This is a genomic window from Pseudomonas putida group bacterium ESBL64 (assembly GCF_045277175.1).
In the GTDB taxonomy this organism is placed as follows: Bacteria; Pseudomonadota; Gammaproteobacteria; order Pseudomonadales; family Pseudomonadaceae; genus Aquipseudomonas; species Aquipseudomonas alloputida.
The window spans coordinates 1,079,970-1,098,678 of the sequence record NZ_CP145799.1; the positions used below are offsets into that span (position 1 = coordinate 1,079,970).

An 18,709-nucleotide genomic window follows, 5' to 3' on the forward strand; every position below is an offset into this window, starting at 1 on the left:
GAACAACTTCGACTTCGTTGAGTAAAGGAGTGGAAATGTCTCCCAGTAAGAAGAAATCCGTCCAGGGTGCGGCTCGAGAACCAAAGTTCGGAATTTACGAGCCGACTTTTCGCTCGCGAAAAGAACGCCTGAACGCAGGAGAGCGGATACGCGAGAGCCTGCCACACTCATCTCACGCAGTGTGGAAACCACCGCGCAAGCATCGTAACCCTATCGATCTCCTTGAAGCGTCCAATCGATATAGACTCCCCAGTCTAGTGCCCGTGCGCTATGGACGCATGTTGCGCAGCCCCTTCACCTTCTTGCGCGGTTCTGCGGGATTGATGGTTCATGACTTGGCCAGCCTCCCCAACACCGGCATTCGGGTACAGGCGTGCGGTGATTGTCACCTGTTGAACTTCGGACTGTTCGCGACACCCGAGCGCAATCTGATTTTTGACATCAATGATTTCGACGAAACCCTTCCCGCCCCCTGGGAGTGGGATGTCAAACGCCTGGCGATCAGCTTCGCCGTCGCGGCTGCAGATAACAGGCTCAGCGAAAAAGATGCCCACGCGATCGCCGTCAAATCCGTTAAAGCTTACCGGGAACGTCTACGCGAGCTTTCGAAATTGAGCCCGCTGGAAGTCTGGTATGACCACCTGGATGCACAAACGATCATCGATATGGCCCCCAATGCCAAAATCAAAAAAAACCGTGAGCAATTGATAGAAAAAGCCAAGGTTCGAGTCGGCGATTACCTTTATCCCATGATCAGCAGTGAAGTGGCGGGCCGTCGACGCCTGATCGATCAACCCCCTGTTCTGTTTCATATCTATGAAAAGGACTTTGATAAACGGGTGCATGCGGCACTGCAAGACTATCGATTATCGCTACCCCATGAACGCCGCATACTGTTTGATCGGTACCGTCTCGAAGACTTTGCCGTCAAAGCCGTCGGAATAGGGAGCGTCGGCACCTATTGTTTTGTCGGCCTGTTCTTTTCCGCGGAGAACCACCCCCTGCTTCTGCAATTCAAGGAAGCGTGTCCTTCCGTGTTGGGGCCTTACGCGGGAAAAAGCGAGTACGAGAACCAGGGGCAACGCATTGTCACAGGGCAGCGGCTGATGCAGTCTTCCAGCGACATTTTTCTGGGCTGGACGCAAGGCCAAAAAGGCCGCCATTTCTTTGTGCGGCAGTTGCGAGACATGAAAATGTCTGCGCCGATCGAAGGCGCAACGACCACACAAATGAAGCTGTACGCCGAGCTATGCGGTCGTACACTCGCGCGTGCCCATGCAAAATCCGGGGATGCGGCACTGATTAGCGGCTATTTGGGTAAGTCGGACTCCTTCGATCAGGCCATCGGCAAATTTGTCATGACCTATGCAAAGCAAAATGCAAAAGACTATGCCGCGTTGGTAGCCGCAGAAAAATCCGGACGGATCAAAGCATTGAGAGAAGAAGACTGACACTGCCGTCCCGTGCTGTTGCCTTAACCGAACGCGCTGAATGCCATTACCTGAGGCCCACAAAAAATGCGTCATGAGGCAACACTATGGATCACCAGACCTCAGTGCCGAAGATCACGCACCTACCGTACCGTATCCGCCTGTTGGTACTGATCGCCACGGCGTGCTGCGTCGGAGGCTGCGGTACGCTGGGGCCGACCTCGATACAGCGCGATCGCACAGACTACGGCACAGTGATTGCCACGACCTGGAAAGAACAGACACTGCTCAATATCGTCAAGTTGCGCTACGCCGATGCACCGGTGTATCTGGAAGTCTCTTCGGTGATCAGCTCCAGCGCCATACAAAGTCAGGTCAACCTCGCAGCAGGCTGGCTTTCGGGATGGCCCAACGACGGTAGCAGTCAGGCCATAGGCGCATCCGGCGTTTACACAGATCGTCCAACAATCAGCTATACACCGCTTTCCGGGGAACGGTTCTCACGCTACTTGTTGCAACCCTTATCTCCTGAGGCCGTTTTTTCGCTTATTCAGGCAGGCTACCCGGTCGACCGCGTGCTGCAATTGACCGTCCGAGCAGCGAATGGTGTGTACAATCGATCGGTATCGCCTACACGCTTGCGTGCCGCAGATCCACGTTTCTATGAGCTATTGGATGCGCTAAGGCGGATACAGCGTTCGGAATCGCTAGGTGTAAGAGTCAGTACCCGCGCCAACGAAAGAAGCGAAGTGCTCATGATCGAACGTGACATCCCCGATGATGTGGAGAAGGATCGCCGTACCGTACGAAAGATTCTTCACTTGCGGCCCGACAAGGATGAACTGACACTTACTTTCGGTATGGTATCCAGGAGCGATACCGAGATTGCGCTCCTGACACGCTCCATGTCAGAAATCTTTTTGGAACTCGCCGCGACGATCGAGGCCCCTGCCGCGCATTTGCAAGATGGGCGAGCAAACCCCATGCCTCCCGTGCCCGATCATCCCAGTCCGTGGGACGATCCTCTGGTTCGCATCCATTCGAGCGAAGAGCGACCCGCTGATGCCTATGCTGCTGTGCACTATCGCGACTATTGGTTTTGGATCGACGACCACGACATGAAATCCAAATCGGAGTTTTTGTTCATACTGGTACTGTTCTCTCTTGCCGAAACAGGCGTGGCGCCGCAAGCCCCTGTGATCACCGTACCCGCTAACTGATGTGACAGTCATTATCCATAACCCGCCAAGGTCATATCAAAGGCGCTGCCGGTTGGACGAAGTGAAATAGGCAAGGATCATTGATCTTTATCAATTGTTAACGGTTAATCGAGTTCACGCTGATAACGACGCAACGCCGCACCGCCACGGAGTACCCGCCGTAAGCAATCCATCGTCGATTACCTGTTGGCGATAGCACTGTTCGATGGCCCTTTCCCGGGCTTTGAACCTGCCAACCTGCTGTCAAGATCAAGCGAGACTGCCAGGTGCGCCCACCCTGCAGAGTTTACGTAGTCAAGCATTGAGCATTAGCCCCCTATTCGGCCACGCGTTGCACGTTGCCGGACCAAGGTTCAAAACATTGAACGCGGCAAGGAGTTTGCGATGGCTGATTCAAGCAAAAAAATGAGCCTGGTCGGGCTCACGACGCTGGTGACAGTCAACATGATGGGTTCGGGGATCATCATGTTGCCTACCAACATGGCTCAACTGGGTGCCGTCTCGCTGTTGTCGTGGCTTTTCACGGCAATCGGCTCGATGGCCATCGCTTATTGTTTTGCCCAGTGCGGCGTCTTCTGCTCACGCTCTGGCGGGTTGTCCGCCTACACCGAAGAGGCTCACGCGAAGTCGGGTTTTTTCCTCTGCTCGTACCTGTACTTCCTGTCTCTGGCCATCGCCAACGTAGCCGTGGCCATCTCTGCGGTGGGCTACATGACCGCTTTCTTGCCCTGGCTGGGTAGTGGTGCCATCCCGTTGTGCATAGGCACCATCGGGCTAATCTGGCTGACCACCTTCGCCAACTTCGGCGGCCCCGGCATCACCGGCAAGATCGGTGCTTTCACGGTCTGGGGCGTGATCATTCCGGTAGCGGGCCTTTGCATCATCGGCTGGTTCTGGTTCAAGCCCGATGTACTGGTCGCCGCCTGGAACCCTAACGATCTGCCGATTTCCGAGTCCATCGCCAAAGCCATTCCTCTGACCCTGTGGGCGTTCCTGGGCATGGAGTCGGCGGCCCAAGCCACCGATGCCGTGGAAAACCCCAAGCGCAACGTGCCGCTGGCCTGCCTGTTCGGTACCTTGGGAGCTGCCGGTGTCTATATACTGTCGACCACCGTCATCCAGGGCATCATTCCCAATGCCGATCTGGCCAAGTCCACGGCCCCCTTCGCGCTGGTCTACGCCACGATGTTCAATCCATTGGTAGGCCATATCGTCATGGCCCTGGCGGTCATGGCGTGTGTCGGCTCGCTGCTGGGGTGGCAATTTACCTTGGCGCAAACTGCCAAGATGACCGCCGACCAGAACCTGTTCCTCAAGTTCTTCAGCAAGGTCAACGCCATGAACGCCCCTGTCGTCGGCATGATCGTCTGTGGCGTGCTGCAAACCTTGATGGCCCTGTCGACCATTTCACCGGATGCCGCCGCCCAGTTCAGCAAGCTGGTCAACCTGGCGGCGGTGACTAACCTCATCCCATATTTAACCGCGCTGACCGGTCTGCTGGTCATCATGTACAAGGCCGGTGTCTCAACGACGATCTACGCGCGCAACCTGGTAGTGCTGCTGGTTGCGGTGACGTACTCCTTGTATGCCCTGTATGCCTGCGGCAAGGATGCGGTGATGGGCGGCACCCTGGTACTGGCCTTCGGTTACCTGCTCTACGGTTTCCTCGCCAAGCGTTTCACCGACACGCTGCCAGCCGAACAGGCCGGGGCCGGCAATCCTTAGGCGCGGCAGCCAGGACTGCACAGACATCTGCATACGGGGAAACCGGACATGAACGTACCCTTTATCAAAACCACCCGTTTTTTGCTCGCTCTGGCGTTTTTGACGCTGCCTTTGATGGCCAGTGCCTCCACACTTGAACGCGTGCGCAGCAGCCACAGCTTCACCATGGGCTACCTGCCAGACCTGGCCCCCTTCAGCACGCAGGAAGGCGACAAAGCCAGCGGCTATGCCATCGAGCAGTGCCTTAAAGTTGCAGACAAGCTCAAGCGCGAACTTGGCCTGCCGAACCTGCAAGTGCGCTACCAGCCGGTTACGGTTTACGAGCAGGTCAGTGCGGTGAGCCAAGGGAAAGTCGATATTCTCTGCACGCCGACTCCGCCCACTCTGGAACGGCGCAAGACGATCAGTTACGCCATACCGATCTACACCGCCGGTCTCTCTGTCGTGGTGCGCAAGGATGCCCCCGAATCGCTGCTTAATGTACTCAATGGCAAAGTCGCCAATAGCGGACCGACCTGGCGAGCAAGCATCAACAGCGGTCTGGCCAACCACACATACGCCACCATTGAGGGCGGTGTAACCGAAGACTGGATTCGCGAAAGGATGCGCCTACTTGGTGTAATCGCTTCACTGGTTACCGTGGCCAACAACGATGAGGGCATCAAGCTGGTCGCCGACGGCAAGGCGGACGCGTTCTTTGCCGAGCGCATGTTGCTGAAAAACGAAATAGCCAAGGAAGGGGCTCCCAAAAACCTGATGCTCCTGGACCGCATATTCGAGTACTCGCCGGTGGCGATGATGGTGGAGCGCAATGACGACGACTTCCGCCTGCTGGTCGATACGGCCTTGAGCGAAGCCTATCGTTCGGGCTCCATTGAAAAGGACTACGACAAATACTTGGGAGGGACCAACGATATCGTGAAGAAATTGTTCAGGGTGTATGCGTTGCCCGAGTGACATCAATCACTACAGGCCGTCTGCAAGCAGCCTTCCAGGCGCTGTATGAAAAGCCGTCGCAAGGCTTTTCATACAGACGCTAACCTTGGCCGCAGGTCACTAGGAGAAACGCCATTTCCTGAGCGTGGCAAGTGTCGAGGAAACCATGGGATACAGCCTGCCAATCCACGGGCAAAAGAAACGGCCTCTGAGGTCGTTTCTTTTTTTGCGTCTTTGATCGAACTTAGGAAACCCAAGACTCGACCACATCAGATCCATATTGAGCCTTCCACTCCTTCAGCAGTTTGTGGTTGCCACCTTTGGTCTCGATGATCTCGCCGTTGTGCGGGTTCTTGTACTGCTTAACCTGACGAGCGCGACGAGGTGCTTTCTCTGCGGCAGCAGGTGCGGCACGGCGACTGGCCTGTGGATCCAGAAGGTTGATGATGTCACGAAGGCTATAGCCATATTGGCCCAGCAGATCGCGCAATTTGGTCTCAAACTCGATTTCTTTCTGAAGCTCACGGCTGCCTTTCATGGCCTCCAGTTCGGCCAACTGGGCGGCCAATTTTTGCTCAAGTTGTCTAAATTCTGCCAGACGCGACATGGGGATACTCCGAAGTTGGACAGGTGACCTTTAGAACATCCTAACGCAGTTTAAATTCAAACCGAAATGAAAATCGGGGCCACCTGCTCCACTTTCCTGTTGCAGTGCAAGCGCCACACCGCCAATGTCTCATTTAGAGATGCCTGAATTTGAAACCCTCCAGCCTGACCTTGGCGAGTAGAAAGTTATCTACGCTGACACGCGCCAGCGCTGCATGGCCCACTCAGCCGACATTACGACTACCGCAACTGACAGAGCCTAGAACTCCACCCTCCCCCGACCCGCCTTGACAGCGCTGCGCCTGGCTTTTCCTTCGAGGCGGCGGGTCTTGGAGCCCAGGGTCGGCTTGGTGGGGCGACGTTTCTTATCGGTCTTGCCAGCGTTGATGATCAACTCGGCAAGACGCGCCAAAGCGTCCGCGCGGTTCTGCTCCTGTGTGCGGTACTGCTGGCCCTTGATGATCAATACGCCGTCGCCGGTGATACGACTGTCACGCAGCGCCAGCAGCCGCGCCTTGTAAAACTCGGGCAACGATGAAGACGGGATGTCGAAGCGCAGGTGCACGGCGCTGGATACCTTGTTGACATTTTGCCCGCCCGCGCCTTGCGCGCGGATGTAGGTGAGTTCGATTTCGGCATCCGGCAGATGCACGTTATTGGAGATGGTCAACATGATAGGGCCCTTTTCATTCCCCATTATCACAGACTGCGCCGCTGTCCCATAGGACAACACATAATGCTCTGTCCGTTCAGGGTCATCGTGAGCGCCGCCACGCAGAAAGCTGCACCTGAGCGCTAGGCCAGCGCGTACAAACTGAACCTGCGGGGACAACTGACCGAGTGTGAAGGCCCAAGAGGCGATCGTTACTGCATTGCCTCGGCCACTGTCATCACCCACTCGGACGAGTCCCCATGGCATTCGTAATTGGACGCGCAGGCCACGATGCCATGCTTACGGAGCGTGTCCTTGTCCTGCCGGTCAACGGCCGTAATCATTCAATGAGCGTTAGCGGACGCTCGGGTTTTCCAAAGCGAAAGCAACATGCCGCCAATCAGAAGGCCGATGGTAACGCTCAACGATATTTCGACTGGTACTTTACCCACAACGCCATGAAGGAAGATTTTCGCGCCGATAAAGACAAGCACCAGAGCCAGCGCGTACTTAAGGTAAACAAAGCGACTGATCATCGCAGCCAATGCAAAATAGAGCGCGCGCAAGCCGAGAATTGCAAAGATGTTCGACGTATAAACGATGAACGGATCCTGCGTGATTGCAAAAATTGCAGGCACGCTGTCAACAGCAAACACTAAATCTGCACATTCAATCAGGACAAGTGCAAGGAATAGTGGCGTCACCCATAGCGTTCTTTTCCCTGACACGTCAGGCAGCGAACCACAAAGCGTTGACCGTGCAATTCCTTGGTGATGCGCAGGTATTGTGTGACATTCCTGCACATGGAAATTGCCCGAGCGACTACGTTTCAGCTCGCCCCGGGCAACGCGGTCCAGGCCAGCGTCGATCTTGTCCAGCAGTTTTCTCCCACTCCAGCAGCCACAGGCGAAGCGGCTTCCTGCCTCTGCCTGCTCAAGAGCACGGACATGATTTGCAATCTGACCTTAATGTTATGTTATAACTAACCACATTAAGCCTTACCTCTGGCTCGCCTGCGAACCGGGCCCAGGGAACGGAAGGCTGGATGAAGCTGACCAACCCCTTCCCCGGCTGGAACTGATTCATACCCCTTGCTGCTACGTGCAAGGCTCCCACCACTGGATAGACATGATGAGCTCAGCATTACCCGACGTTTCCGTCACCGACCTGGCCCCCAGCCTAAGCCCGTTGCAATGGGTCGGCATGCAGGGTATCGACCTACCGGTAAGGATCGAAGAAGCGACCTACCAGCACGAGCTACACGCCCGTGCGGATGTCCAGGTCGACCTGCCGGCACCGCACGTCAAAGGCATTCACATGTCCAGGCTGTATCGCCTGCTGGACGCCTGGGGGCAGGCTGCGGCGGTGTCGCCGGCAAGTCTCTTTGCGCTGTTGCAGGAGATGATCGACAGCCATCAGGATTGCGATAGCCGCAATGCCAGGTTGCGCCTGGATTTCGACTTGTTGGTTCGCCGCCCTGCGCTGGTGACCGAGGGCCTCTCTGGCTGGAAGTCGTACCCGGTTCACGTGCTCGCCACGAAGGTCGGCGGGGCACTGAACCTGAGTATCGAGGTCAGGATCGGCTACTCTTCGACCTGCCCGTGCTCGGCCGCTCTCTCCCGACAATTGATTGAGGACGGCTTCCTGCGAACCTTCAAGGACCAGCCGCTGCTCGAAGCCAGCGCCGTCGCGCAGTGGCTGCGCAGCAATGCGTCGCTGGCGACGCCGCATAGCCAGCGCAGCGAAGCTCGGGTGCGCGTCGCGGTGCCTGCCGATGCCCCTAATCTCGGGTTGCTGGGCCTGATCGACCAAGTCGAAGGCGCCTTGCGCACGCCGGTTCAGACCGCCGTGAAACGGGCTGACGAACAGGCTTTCGCGGCACTCAACGGGCAGAACCTGATGTTTGTCGAGGATGCTGCGCGGCGTATTCAGGTAAGCCTGCAGGGTTACCGCGATAGCCAAGTGCACGTTCGCCACCTGGAAAGCCTGCACCCGCACGATGCCTCGGCCTGGTCCGCCCCGCAGGCATCTGGGCCTGACCAACAAGAATCATTTGCAACCGGTAATGAGCGTTAACCACTGGTGTTACGTTATTACATCTAATAACATGCGCATCCCAACACATGAACATTTTCTCATCAGGATTCATTTGTCAGGCCTGACGCAAGACGGGCCGCTCTACTCGCAAGGGTTTCTTGTCATCTGTGATGCAGCACCGCCCGAAGCAGGGCGCGGCTCGATGTTGGCATCGAGTGCAGCCTGCACAGCCCACACCGTGGCGCCTGATGGTGTATCCGTCGATCCCCTTCGAGCTCGTGGACAGTGCCCAAGTCAGGACGTACCAAAAATGCAACGTTATAGCGTGAAAAACGGAGACTTTACGTGGACCCTCGTGCACCCCTTCTGGCCGGCCTGACGCTGGGCTTGTTCGGCCAGCCGATTTCAGCGGCACAACCCTTGCTGCTGAACGAAACCTCCATCACCGACGCCTACCTCGAAGAACGCGCCGACGGGCCGGTGCAAGGCTATCGTGCCAACCGCTCTGCCACCGCCACTCGCACCGATACCGACCTGCGCGACACACCGCAGAGTATCGACGTCGTGCCCGCGCAGGTGATCAAGGACCTCAACACAACCCGCATCGACCGCGCCCTTGACTTTGCTGGCGGCGTGTCGCGGCAGAACAACTTCGGCGGCCTGACTTTCCTCAACTACAGTGTGCGCGGCTTCACCACGGGCGAGCTGTACAAGAACGGTTTCGCCATCAACCGCGGCAGCTACAGCGCGCCTGACACGTCGAACATCGAACGCATCGAAGTGCTCAAAGGCCCGGCTGCCAGCCTGTACGGCCGTGGCGACCCTGGCGGGCTAGTCAACATCGTCACCAAGCGCCCCCAGGCCGAAGCCTTCAGTACGCTCACGCTCAGCGCAGGCAGCTGGGACCGCTACCGCACCGCCCTGGACGCCAACTCGCCGCTGGACAGCGAGGGGAATCTGCTGGGCCGGATCAACCTCGCCGTCGAAGACAACGACAGCTTCCGCGATCATGTCGGCAGCGAGCGCCGTATCGTCAGCCCCTCCCTGAGCTGGCAACTGTCACCCGACACCCGACTGATGATCGACACCGAGTTCTCCCGAACCGAGTCGGTGTTCGACCGCGGCATTCCGGCGGTCAACGGCGAAATGGGGTCGGTCAAGCGCTCGACCTTCCTTGGCGAGCCGAATGACGGCGAGATCCGCAACGACAACCAGACCCTCGACGTGGCGCTGGAACACGTGCTCAACGACAACTGGACGCTGCGCCTGGCCAACCACTACACCCAGGGTACGCTCAAGGGCAACAGCTCCGAACCCCAGGCCCTGGTGGGCACCACCATCACGCGCTTCTATCGCGAACGCGACTTCGAATGGAACGACAACATCACCCAGGCCGAGCTGCACGGGCAGTTCGAGCTGGGTGGCTGGCAGCATCAGACCCTGGTCGGGCTGGAGTACGAAAACTACCGCAACAGCCAGAAGTACCCGCAAAGCGCCACCTCCGCAGCGTATGGGCTGGATATCTACAACCCGGTATACGGCAAGCCGAAGCCGGCCATCACCCGTGCCAACGACTTCTTCGAGCACACTGAAAGCTACGCGATCAACCTGCAAGACCAGATCGCTTTCACCGAGCGCCTGCGCGGGTTGCTGGGCGTACGCCTGGAGCGCTTCGAACAGACCTCGCAGAACCGCACCACGGGTCTCAGCAACAGCCAGGAAAAGGACGTTGCCACACCGCGCATCGGGGTGTTGTACCAACTGACCCCGCAAGTCGGCGTGTTCGCCAACGCATCCACTTCGTTCAAACCCAACACCATCGGCACCCAGGGCCAGGTGTACAAGCCTGAAAAGGGCTTGGGTTACGAGACCGGGGTCAAGCTCGACCTTCTCGACAGCCGCCTGGGCGCGACCATCGCCCTGTTCCATATCGACAAGGAGAACGTCATCACCACCGACGCCCTTGGCGAGAGCGTGGCGGCGGGCGAAGCGCGCAGCCAAGGCCTGGACCTGCAGTTCAGCGGCCAGCTGACCGACGCGTTGCGAGTGATCGGCGCCTACGCCTACATCGACGCCGAGGTCACCAAAGGCGACGCAGCCCTGCCCAAAGGCAGCGACTTGCTCGGCATCGCCCGTAACAGCGGCAGCCTGATGGGTGTGTACGAATTCCAGGACGGTGCCCTGCGCGGCTCGGATGTGGGCGCAGCGGTGAACTACGTCGGCGAACGCTCCGGCCAGGCCGGCAGCGACTTCACCCTGGACGCCTACAGCACGGTCGACCTGCTGGCGCACTACAAAGCCAGCGAACAGGTCACCGTCGGCCTTAACCTCAACAACCTGTTCGACCGCAAGTACTACGAACGCTCGTACAACAGCGCTTGGGTGCTGCCCGGGGAGCCACGCAACTTCAGTGTAAGCCTGACCCTGAGCCTTTGAACCGAGGAACCATCATGCATCCATCGTTGAAAGTCGCTTCCCTGTTGACCCTGATGGTCAGCGTCAACGCAGGCGCCCACGGTCTGTGGACCGAGGAGCGACGTGGCAATATCGAGGCCGTGTACGGCCACGGCGCCGAGGATAACGCCTACAAGGCGGAAAAGATCAAGCGCGCCTGGGCGTTCGACGCGGCCGGGAACATGGTCCCGGTCACGGTCAGGCGCCTGGCGGATCATGCCGTGCTGCAACCACTTACCCCGCCTGCGGCACTTGCCGTGCTGCTGGACAACGGGCCTTGGTCGCAGCGCCCGGACAGGCAATGGGTCAATCAGGATCGCACCCACGTCAAGGATGCGATCGCCTCCACCCACAGCTTGAAGTACAGCCTGGCAATCTACCAGCGCGGCGCTCGCTTGCCGAAACTGGACATGCTGCGTTTGGCGATTATCCCCCTGAGCGACCCTGTGCAAGTCGGGCCAGGCAAGACGCTGGAAGTGCAGGTACTGCTCGATGGCAATCCGGCTGCGGATATCCCGCTGCAGGGCGATTACCGGGGCGCCCCTCATCAGGTCAGCGCCACCACCGACAAGCAAGGGCGGGCACGTATCACCGTACGCAATGAAGGACTCAACATCATCGCGGCCCAGGCTACCCTGCCAATGGCAGACGGCAGCCCCGTGGCCCAGCAGAGCCTGTTCAGTTCACTGACGTTCCTGGGTGAGCCGCACCACGAGTAACATAAGCGACCTACCTCGGCCGTGACGGCCGAGGTATGGCAGTTGGAGGCGTTCGGAATGAGTGCCTGCAACCAGCATCCGCACCATGACCATTGGCACAAGCCCAGCTGCGGCCACACGGCAATCGAACACGATGGGCATGTCGATTACCTGCATGATGGGCACTTGCATCACATGCAGGGCGATCATGTCGATGAACACACTAGGTCGCGTTTGCCGAGCTCCCAGCGCTAATTGAAGAGGTCAACACTTGCGGGCGCTCCTCGGGCGCTACCACCGGGGCAGCAGGCATCCGGTATTGGTTCTCCCACTTCGCCACAACCAGAGGCGCCAGTGCGTTGCCCAAGACATTCAGCGCCGTGATCGGCATGTCCATCAAGCGATAGACTCCGGCGATGAATGCAATACCTTCCACCGGCAGACCGGCACTGGTCAGCGTAGCGGTCAAGATCACGAACATGGCACCCGGGACGCCGGCTGCGCCCTTGGAGGTCAGCACCATGATGATGATCAGCATCACCTGGTCAGCCAAGCTCAGGGGAATTTCATACAGCTGCGCGATGAACAGCGTGCCGATGCCCACGAACAGCGATGCGCCATCCAGATTGAAGGAATAACCCGTAGGAATAACCAACGTAGCAATCGAACGCGGCGCACCGTAGGCCTCGACCTTTTCAATCAGCTGGGGCATGACAGTCGCCGAGGCGGCAGTACTGAACGCCAGGATCAACTCATCCTTGATCGCCTTGATCAGGTCGAAGATGTTGATCCCTGCAACCTTCGCGATGCCGCCCAGCACGACCACGCCGAACAGAATGACCGCGACGTAGGTGACGGCAATCAGTTTTGCCAGAGGCAGCAACGCGGAAAGCCCGAAGTTGGCTACCGTCACGCCGATCAGGCCAAAGATCCCGATGGGTGAGTAGTGCATCACGATATGCGTCACCTTGAACATCGTCGCGGAAATGGCATTGACTACCGCGATCAACGGCATTTTCTTCTCTTTGTCCAGAGCACTTAGCCCAAAGCCGAACATGACCGAGAAGAACAGGACAGGCAACAGCTTTCCTTGCGCCATTGCACCGACGATATTGTCCGGGATGATATTGAGGATGACTTGAGCAAACCCTGTGCTCTCCGAGGTAGAGGGAAGCGAGAGCGATTGGGTGTTTGTCAGCGTCGTCAAGTTGGCACCTACGCCTGGCTGCGCAAGATTGCCAACCAGCAGGCCACACACAATTGCGATGCTGGTCACGACAAAGAAGTAGAACAAGGCTTTCACCCCTACCCGCCCTATCGCCTTGCTATCACCATTGCCTGCAATCGCGCCGACCATGCACGCGAATACAAGGGGTATGACAATCATCTTCATCATCTTGATGAAAATATCGCCGACGGGTTGCAAAAAACTGCTGATTATCCAGGCTTTATACTCGGGAAAGAAATTGAGAAGTGCCCCCACTACAACCCCGAGCACAAGACCTACAATAATTCTAGTCACCAGACTAGTCTTCGCCATACGTCCTCCAGTTATTATAATTTGGACTGTACATTGGCCGGCAAAAATGCCAAACACATCGTTGGAGCCTGTTATTTTTATTGAGTGGCCACTCATCGATACACGCCTCTTATCTCACGCAGACAAAGCGGGAGGCGCGTCCCGAAGGTTTATGCCAATCAGCTGGCAAATACACCTTCAAAGTCCTTGAACCCTTTGATCTCGATCGGGTTGCCACTGGGGTCCAGGAAAAACATCGTTCGCTGCTCCCCAGGTTGGCCCGGGAATCGTACAACCGGCGGTATGTCGAACTGCACGCCATGAAGCGCCAGGCGGTCTGCCATCGCGAACCAGTCATCCAGATGCAGCACCAAGCCGATATGCGGCATCAGCACTTCATGGTCGCCGACTTTACCGGTACGGGTAGTTGGAAAAGGAACACCTTTGTGAAGCGAAATCTGATGACCGAAGAAATCGTAATCCACATAAGTTTCACTCGCACGGCCTTCTTTGCAGCCGAGAATGTTACCGTAGAAGTTACGAGACGTTTCGAGATCTGTGACGTGGTACGAAACATGAAATAACGATTTCATAACTAACCTCTTTGCTTCGTGATAGAACTTTTGGGGAGGTTAGCGTAGCCTCGCGCACGTGCTAAAGCGCATTTTTCCATCTCTCAGCGAAAGGAAATGTTTTGGACACTCGATTTCTCGAAAGCCTGATGGCGGTGATAGAAACTGGCTCGATTGCAGCGGCTGCTCGACGGGAAAACCTGACCGCACCTGCAGTCAGCCAACGTATACAAGCACTCGAGAAATCGCTGGCGTGCGAACTCCTGAACCGAAGCGCACACGCTGTCGAACCTACCGAGAAATGCCTGTCGTTGCTGCCGAAAATTCGAGATCTGATCCAGGGGGCAGCAGAGCTGAAAGAGGATCTGGACACCAGTAGCCTGTCCGGGTACCTCAAGATCGGCGCGATTTCTACAGCGTTGACAGGCCTATTGCCGGAGGCCATGAATCAGCTATCAAGTATTGCCCCGCAACTGAGGCTACGCATCACGCCAGGGGACTCGCGCAGTCTTTACGAACAAGTAGCCTGCGGAGAGCTCGATGCGGGAATCATGGTATGTCCGCCCTTCACCGTCCCCAAAACCATTCGTGTACAGGTGCTTCGAGAAGAACCCCTGATGCTTTTGACCAAAGACCCGATTGACAAGCGCGACATCCGCTCGACGATTCTTGGTCGAAACCTGATTCGATATGACTCAAATGCCTGGGGTGGGCAGATTGCACAGCAATACTTGAATGACAATAACCTGCAACCCGATGTCCTCTGCAACCTGGATGCGCTAGATGCAATCTACATCATGGTCGCAAAAGGTATGGGGGCCTCCGTCGTCCCGCTATGGGCGGGATTGAAAACTGACGACGTACAGGCAACGCCCGTGTCGGACGCTGACCGCTACATGCGCCAGGTAGTCCTGCTTTACAAGTCCAACCCCAGAAGGCCTAAAGCGGTGGAGGTTTTGAAGGAACAGCTTATGAATAACTGCAGCTTCCCATCGATCACACACGCGCTGCGTTGACTGCCTCAGCCATCATGCTTGAACTGACTCGGGGCCGGATCTCACCACGCCCATACTGGCAACAACAGGAGTGGCGGCCTACCTCTCCGAGGGTGTCGCCCATCTCGTTACCCCTGCGCATTTTAACCCGGCTGCAGCCGGCATGCCGCGCGCTTGTTTGCACACGCGGACAGTGGACTTGTGCTTTACGAACGCCGCGCTCTTGCTGCCGAACTCATCGGTGAGCACTGAGTCTCGGTGGGCCTGTACATGAAGCCGACATTGCTGCGATAGCCCTCCCCCGACAGTACCCGATTGACTATTCGTGCTTGAAAAATCCCCCCTGTTCAGATGCACCAGAACATGTAGAATCCCTCGCCAACCTCTAAACCTGATCATTCAGTTGTCACGCCGAGTCCTGCAATGAAGCTGGCCCACCACACACGATCACAGGTCGCCTGGGTGCTGTATTTCAGCATCCTGTTCGGCTCGTTGCTGTGCGCCATGGGCCATGGGCAAATGGCCGGGTTGCGCCTGGCTGGCATGGATGATGCCGCCTGGTGCGCGGCCGACAGCAGCGGCATGGTCCAAGGTGAGCAAGACTTCAGCGATCCGAGCCTGCCTGCCGGCGGTGACTGCGTGATCGCCAGCCTGTTCAGCGCCACACTGCTGGCCGTCTTTTTCGGCCTGCTGACCCTGCTCGCCGGTGAGCCGGGCAGCCCTTTACCCAACCAACCGCCGCCACGCCTGCCCAGGCAGCGCTGGCCACTGGTCAATCCCCGCGCCTCTCCCGCTTCGCTTCTCGCGTTCTGACATCGCCACGTCCCCGTGCCGCCTGATCGGCAGCGGGCGTGTGCTCACCGATTTCAGCCAGGAAGCCTTGCATGTTCCGCATGACCACTTTGGCGCTGCTCGTTGGCAGCGCAACCTGTGCCTGGGCGCAGGATGACACCCTGACCCTGCCGGCCAGCAATGTCACGGCCACAGCCAATCAACCCACGGAGGCAACCCGCCTTGACCTTGATCGCCCCATCGAAAGCGGCTCGCGGCTGAACCTGAGCGCCAGGGAGAACCCCGCCTCCGTCAGCGTTGCCGACCGCAAGACCATGGAGCGCATTGGCGCACGTAACTTCCAGGACGCCGCCAATGCACTGCCCGGGGTTAACGCCTCGGCTCCGCCCGGCTGGGGGGGATATGTGGCGTACCGAGGGTTCAACGGTGCCCAGATCAGCCAGTTGTTCAATGGCATCAATTTGCAGTATGGCGGCGCGGCGCGCCCGGTGGGCGCCTGGATCTACGACCGCGTCGAATTGCTCGGCGGGCCCTCCTCCTTCCTCAACGGCAGCGGCGCTGTCGGTGGCAGCCTCAATTTCATCACCCGGCTGGCAAGCCGTGACGAAGACACCTTCGAAGGGCGCGTCAGTTATGCACGCTACGACACCATGGAAACGTCGGTTGCCTTCAACAAGGCGCTGAACACGGGCGACGGCCCACGCCACTATGCGCGCCTCGACTACAGCCGCACCAGCACCAACGGCTATATCGATCGCCAGGAGAATGGGGCCGGCAACCTGGCCTTCTCACTGCTTAGCGACATCAACGACCAGCTCTCGCACACGCTGGCCATCGAGTACCTGGAAGAGCAAGAGGACAGCCCCTACTGGGGCTCACCCGTATTGCAGCCACTGGTCGGTACCTTGCACATCGACAAGCACAACCGTTTCAACAACTACAACGTCGAAGACGGTCGCTACGAGCAGCGCACCCGGTGGCTGCGCTCGATCACCGACTATCGCTTCGACGACAACACCCAACTGCGTAATACCTTCTACCACTACAACGGCCAGCGCGATTACCGCAATCTCGAGGTGTATCGCTACAACGCCGACAACAGCGCCATCGCTCGCTCCGGCGGCTATCGCCAGCGGCACGACCAGGAGGTCAACGGCAACAAGCTGGAGCTGACCCACCAGGGCCAGTTGTTCGGCCTGGCCAGCGACTGGGCGTTCGGCATGGACTACAGCACCAACCAGCAAACCAACTACCCGCTGTCCAAGGGGGCGTTCGACACGGTTGACCCAAATAGCTTCGAACCCGGGCACTTCCTCGATATCCCCGGCATGGACGCGCCCATGACCAAGGGCAGAACCACCACCACCGACACCACCTCGGCCTTCGTCGAGAACCGTACCCGCCTGACCGATCAACTGTCATTGATCACCGCGCTGCGCTACGACCATATCGACTTCGACGTGGTCGACCATGTGGCGCGAGCCAGGCTCGACCGACACTGGGACGCCATCACCGGTCGCCTGGGCCTGGTCTATGACCTGACCTCCAACGTCAGCCTGTACACCCAATACAGCACCTCGGCCGAACCACCAGGCGGTACCCTGACCAGCGCCTCGATCAGCCAGGTCGGCGACTTCGACCTGAGCACCGGCCGTCAGGTCGAGGTAGGCAGCAAGTTCGACTTCCTCGACGGCCGCGGCTCGGCGACGGCAGCGGCGTATCGCATCGTGCGCAAGGATATCTCCGTGCCCTCCTCGACCGTGCCCAACACCACCGAGCAGGCGGGCCAGCAGACCTCCACCGGCATCGAGCTGGCAGCCTCGTTCAAGGTCACGTCCAAGCTGCTGGCGGCGGGCAACTTCAGTTGGGTGAATGCCGAATACGATGAATTCAACGAAACCATCGGCGGCGTGGTGTACTCGCGCAAGGGTAAGAACCCGGTCAACATCCCCGACCGCGTGGCCAACCTCTGGTTGACCTACGACCTGGCGCCCGGCTGGCAGGTCGGGGCCGATGCCCGCTATGTCTCATCGGTGTACGCCAACACCGCCAACACCGCATGGGTACCGTCGTACACCGTCTACGGGCTGTCCATGACCCACGACCTGGACAAGCACGTGCAAGTCAGCGCGCGGCTGCGCAACCTCACCGACGAGGTGTATGCCCGCTTCATCCACCAGACCAACACCCAGTACTACCTGGGTGAACCGCGCAGCCTGGAAGTCGCTGTGCAGTGGCGCTACTGATGAGCGTGGAGCCAGCTGTACCTGTGGCACCGCTGGCTGGGCATCGTCGCCTGCCTGTTCATGGCGCGGTGGTTCGTCTCTGGGGTTGCCATGCTGTAGGGCGGCTACCCCAAGCTGACACCGACCGAGCGCCTTGCCCACCTGCCGGCTTTGCCGGCGGGGTGCTGCGCCGAGTTGCCCGACCATTGGGCGCAACAGCCGCTAAAGGCGCTGCGCCTGTTCGCCTGGCTGATGCGGGTGTTCAGGGTGGCCGCCAGCATGCGCAGTCATTTAGCCCTCAGCGTGGTGCACCTGCGACAAAATGGCCTGCCACGCAATGTATACAGCCCGCAACGGATGCGGCTCAATTCGCGCCACGTTCGGTCGGGTGACTCATGCTTTCACCTGCACGTGCACAACTTTGTCTGTTCGCCTGCTTCGCCCTGCTGTTCAACCTGCTGGCGATGCCGCTTGACCGTGCCTTGCAGGCCCCCCGCATCGACAGCCAGTCGTTGATATTTGGCAGCTTCTGCAGCCTGCACGGTGCCCAGAGCCTGCCCAAGTCACTGTTGACCCAGCTCAAGGCAGACCTGCCGCAACTCGACCATTCCCCTGAACCCAAGCATCAGCGTGGTGACTGCTGTTGTGGCCATGCCAGCCATGCCTTGGCAGGCGGTGATTACTACCGCCATCTGTTCCCCCGCTACTGGCCGGCCGACCTTCTACTGGGAGACCGTCATGCCTTGCCGCTGCCACGAGAACAGTGGCCTCGGCTGAATCCCCGCGCCTCACCCCTGGCCTAAACCGTCGCTGCTGTCTTGTGGTCATGGCGTGCGCTGCACGACGCC

Annotated in this window: 15 protein-coding genes and 2 pseudogenes; 12 read left to right on the forward strand and 5 right to left on the reverse strand. The window is 58.5% G+C overall.

Going from position 1 to position 18,709, the window contains the following annotated elements:
- The first annotated feature begins 35 nt into the window (after nucleotides 1-35).
- The 4 genes from V6093_RS04875 (at nucleotide 36) to V6093_RS04890 (ending at nucleotide 5,332) form a co-directional block, all read left to right on the forward strand.
- On the forward strand, nucleotides 36-1,451 hold the full coding sequence (locus tag V6093_RS04875; protein WP_217427663.1) for a DUF2252 domain-containing protein: 1,416 nt from the start codon (nucleotides 36-38) through the stop codon (nucleotides 1,449-1,451).
- 86 nt (nucleotides 1,452-1,537) lie between these two features.
- The gene (locus tag V6093_RS04880) at nucleotides 1,538-2,650 is read left to right on the forward strand and encodes a hypothetical protein (protein WP_406669721.1); all 1,113 of its coding nucleotides are present in this window, start codon (nucleotides 1,538-1,540) and stop codon (nucleotides 2,648-2,650) included.
- Between the two features lie 384 nt (nucleotides 2,651-3,034).
- Nucleotides 3,035-4,375, forward strand: coding sequence for a putrescine-ornithine antiporter (potE, locus tag V6093_RS04885; RefSeq protein ID WP_004374854.1), 1,341 nt, complete (start codon nucleotides 3,035-3,037; stop codon nucleotides 4,373-4,375).
- A gap of 48 nt (nucleotides 4,376-4,423) precedes the next feature.
- The gene (locus tag V6093_RS04890; protein WP_332731927.1) at nucleotides 4,424-5,332 is read left to right on the forward strand and encodes an amino acid ABC transporter substrate-binding protein; all 909 of its coding nucleotides are present in this window, start codon (nucleotides 4,424-4,426) and stop codon (nucleotides 5,330-5,332) included.
- Nucleotides 5,333-5,555: 223 nt separating this feature from the next.
- On the opposite strand, the gene V6093_RS04895 is transcribed toward V6093_RS04890, so the two are convergent.
- From V6093_RS04895 to V6093_RS04905, 3 genes and pseudogenes are all read right to left on the reverse strand, one after another.
- Nucleotides 5,556-5,918 (reverse strand): histone-like nucleoid-structuring protein, MvaT/MvaU family, encoded by a 363-nt coding sequence (locus V6093_RS04895; protein WP_004374858.1) that lies wholly within the window; start codon nucleotides 5,916-5,918, stop codon nucleotides 5,556-5,558.
- Nucleotides 5,919-6,176: 258 nt separating this feature from the next.
- Complete coding sequence (arfB, locus tag V6093_RS04900) at nucleotides 6,177-6,590, reverse strand: alternative ribosome rescue aminoacyl-tRNA hydrolase ArfB (protein ID WP_004374860.1); 414 nt, start codon at nucleotides 6,588-6,590, stop codon at nucleotides 6,177-6,179.
- A gap of 323 nt (nucleotides 6,591-6,913) precedes the next feature.
- Nucleotides 6,914-7,347 (reverse strand): annotated as a pseudogene (locus V6093_RS04905) (TerC family protein); the annotation flags it as partial.
- A 353-nt stretch (nucleotides 7,348-7,700) separates the two neighbouring features.
- Here V6093_RS04905 and folE2 point away from each other — a divergent pair.
- From folE2 to V6093_RS04920, 3 genes are all read left to right on the forward strand, one after another.
- Nucleotides 7,701-8,645, forward strand: coding sequence for a GTP cyclohydrolase FolE2 (gene folE2, locus V6093_RS04910; RefSeq protein WP_265980319.1), 945 nt, complete (start codon nucleotides 7,701-7,703; stop codon nucleotides 8,643-8,645).
- A 306-nt stretch (nucleotides 8,646-8,951) separates the two neighbouring features.
- A complete protein-coding gene (locus V6093_RS04915) occupies nucleotides 8,952-11,042 on the forward strand; it encodes a TonB-dependent siderophore receptor (RefSeq protein ID WP_406669722.1) in 2,091 nt (696 codons plus the stop codon).
- Nucleotides 11,043-11,056: 14 nt separating this feature from the next.
- Nucleotides 11,057-11,779 carry a DUF4198 domain-containing protein gene (locus V6093_RS04920; protein WP_004577556.1) on the forward strand — a complete coding sequence of 241 codons (723 nt, stop codon included), beginning with the start codon at nucleotides 11,057-11,059 and terminating at the stop codon, nucleotides 11,777-11,779.
- 202 nt (nucleotides 11,780-11,981) lie between these two features.
- Here the strand turns inward: V6093_RS04920 and V6093_RS04925 are convergent, their stop codons facing one another.
- Both V6093_RS04925 and V6093_RS04930 read right to left on the reverse strand, forming a co-directional pair.
- A complete protein-coding gene (locus tag V6093_RS04925; protein ID WP_047602659.1) occupies nucleotides 11,982-13,298 on the reverse strand; it encodes a cation:dicarboxylate symporter family transporter in 1,317 nt (438 codons plus the stop codon).
- A gap of 158 nt (nucleotides 13,299-13,456) precedes the next feature.
- The gene (locus V6093_RS04930) at nucleotides 13,457-13,870 is read right to left on the reverse strand and encodes a VOC family protein (protein ID WP_014756856.1); all 414 of its coding nucleotides are present in this window, start codon (nucleotides 13,868-13,870) and stop codon (nucleotides 13,457-13,459) included.
- A gap of 101 nt (nucleotides 13,871-13,971) precedes the next feature.
- On the opposite strand from V6093_RS04930, the gene V6093_RS04935 reads away from it, so the two are divergent.
- The 5 genes and pseudogenes from V6093_RS04935 (at nucleotide 13,972) to V6093_RS04955 (ending at nucleotide 18,664) form a co-directional block, all read left to right on the forward strand.
- Complete coding sequence (locus tag V6093_RS04935; protein ID WP_004374880.1) at nucleotides 13,972-14,865, forward strand: LysR family transcriptional regulator; 894 nt, start codon at nucleotides 13,972-13,974, stop codon at nucleotides 14,863-14,865.
- A gap of 402 nt (nucleotides 14,866-15,267) precedes the next feature.
- Complete coding sequence (locus tag V6093_RS04940) at nucleotides 15,268-15,657, forward strand: DUF2946 family protein (protein ID WP_014861864.1); 390 nt, start codon at nucleotides 15,268-15,270, stop codon at nucleotides 15,655-15,657.
- 71 nt (nucleotides 15,658-15,728) lie between these two features.
- Entirely contained in the window at nucleotides 15,729-17,882 is a 2,154-nt protein-coding gene (locus tag V6093_RS04945; RefSeq protein WP_406669723.1) for a TonB-dependent receptor, read from the forward strand.
- 60 nt (nucleotides 17,883-17,942) lie between these two features.
- Nucleotides 17,943-18,062, forward strand: a pseudogene (locus V6093_RS04950) (hypothetical protein); the annotation flags it as partial.
- Between the two features lie 194 nt (nucleotides 18,063-18,256).
- Nucleotides 18,257-18,664 carry a DUF2946 family protein gene (locus tag V6093_RS04955; protein WP_108078632.1) on the forward strand — a complete coding sequence of 136 codons (408 nt, stop codon included), beginning with the start codon at nucleotides 18,257-18,259 and terminating at the stop codon, nucleotides 18,662-18,664.
- Nucleotides 18,665-18,709 lie beyond the last annotated feature (45 nt).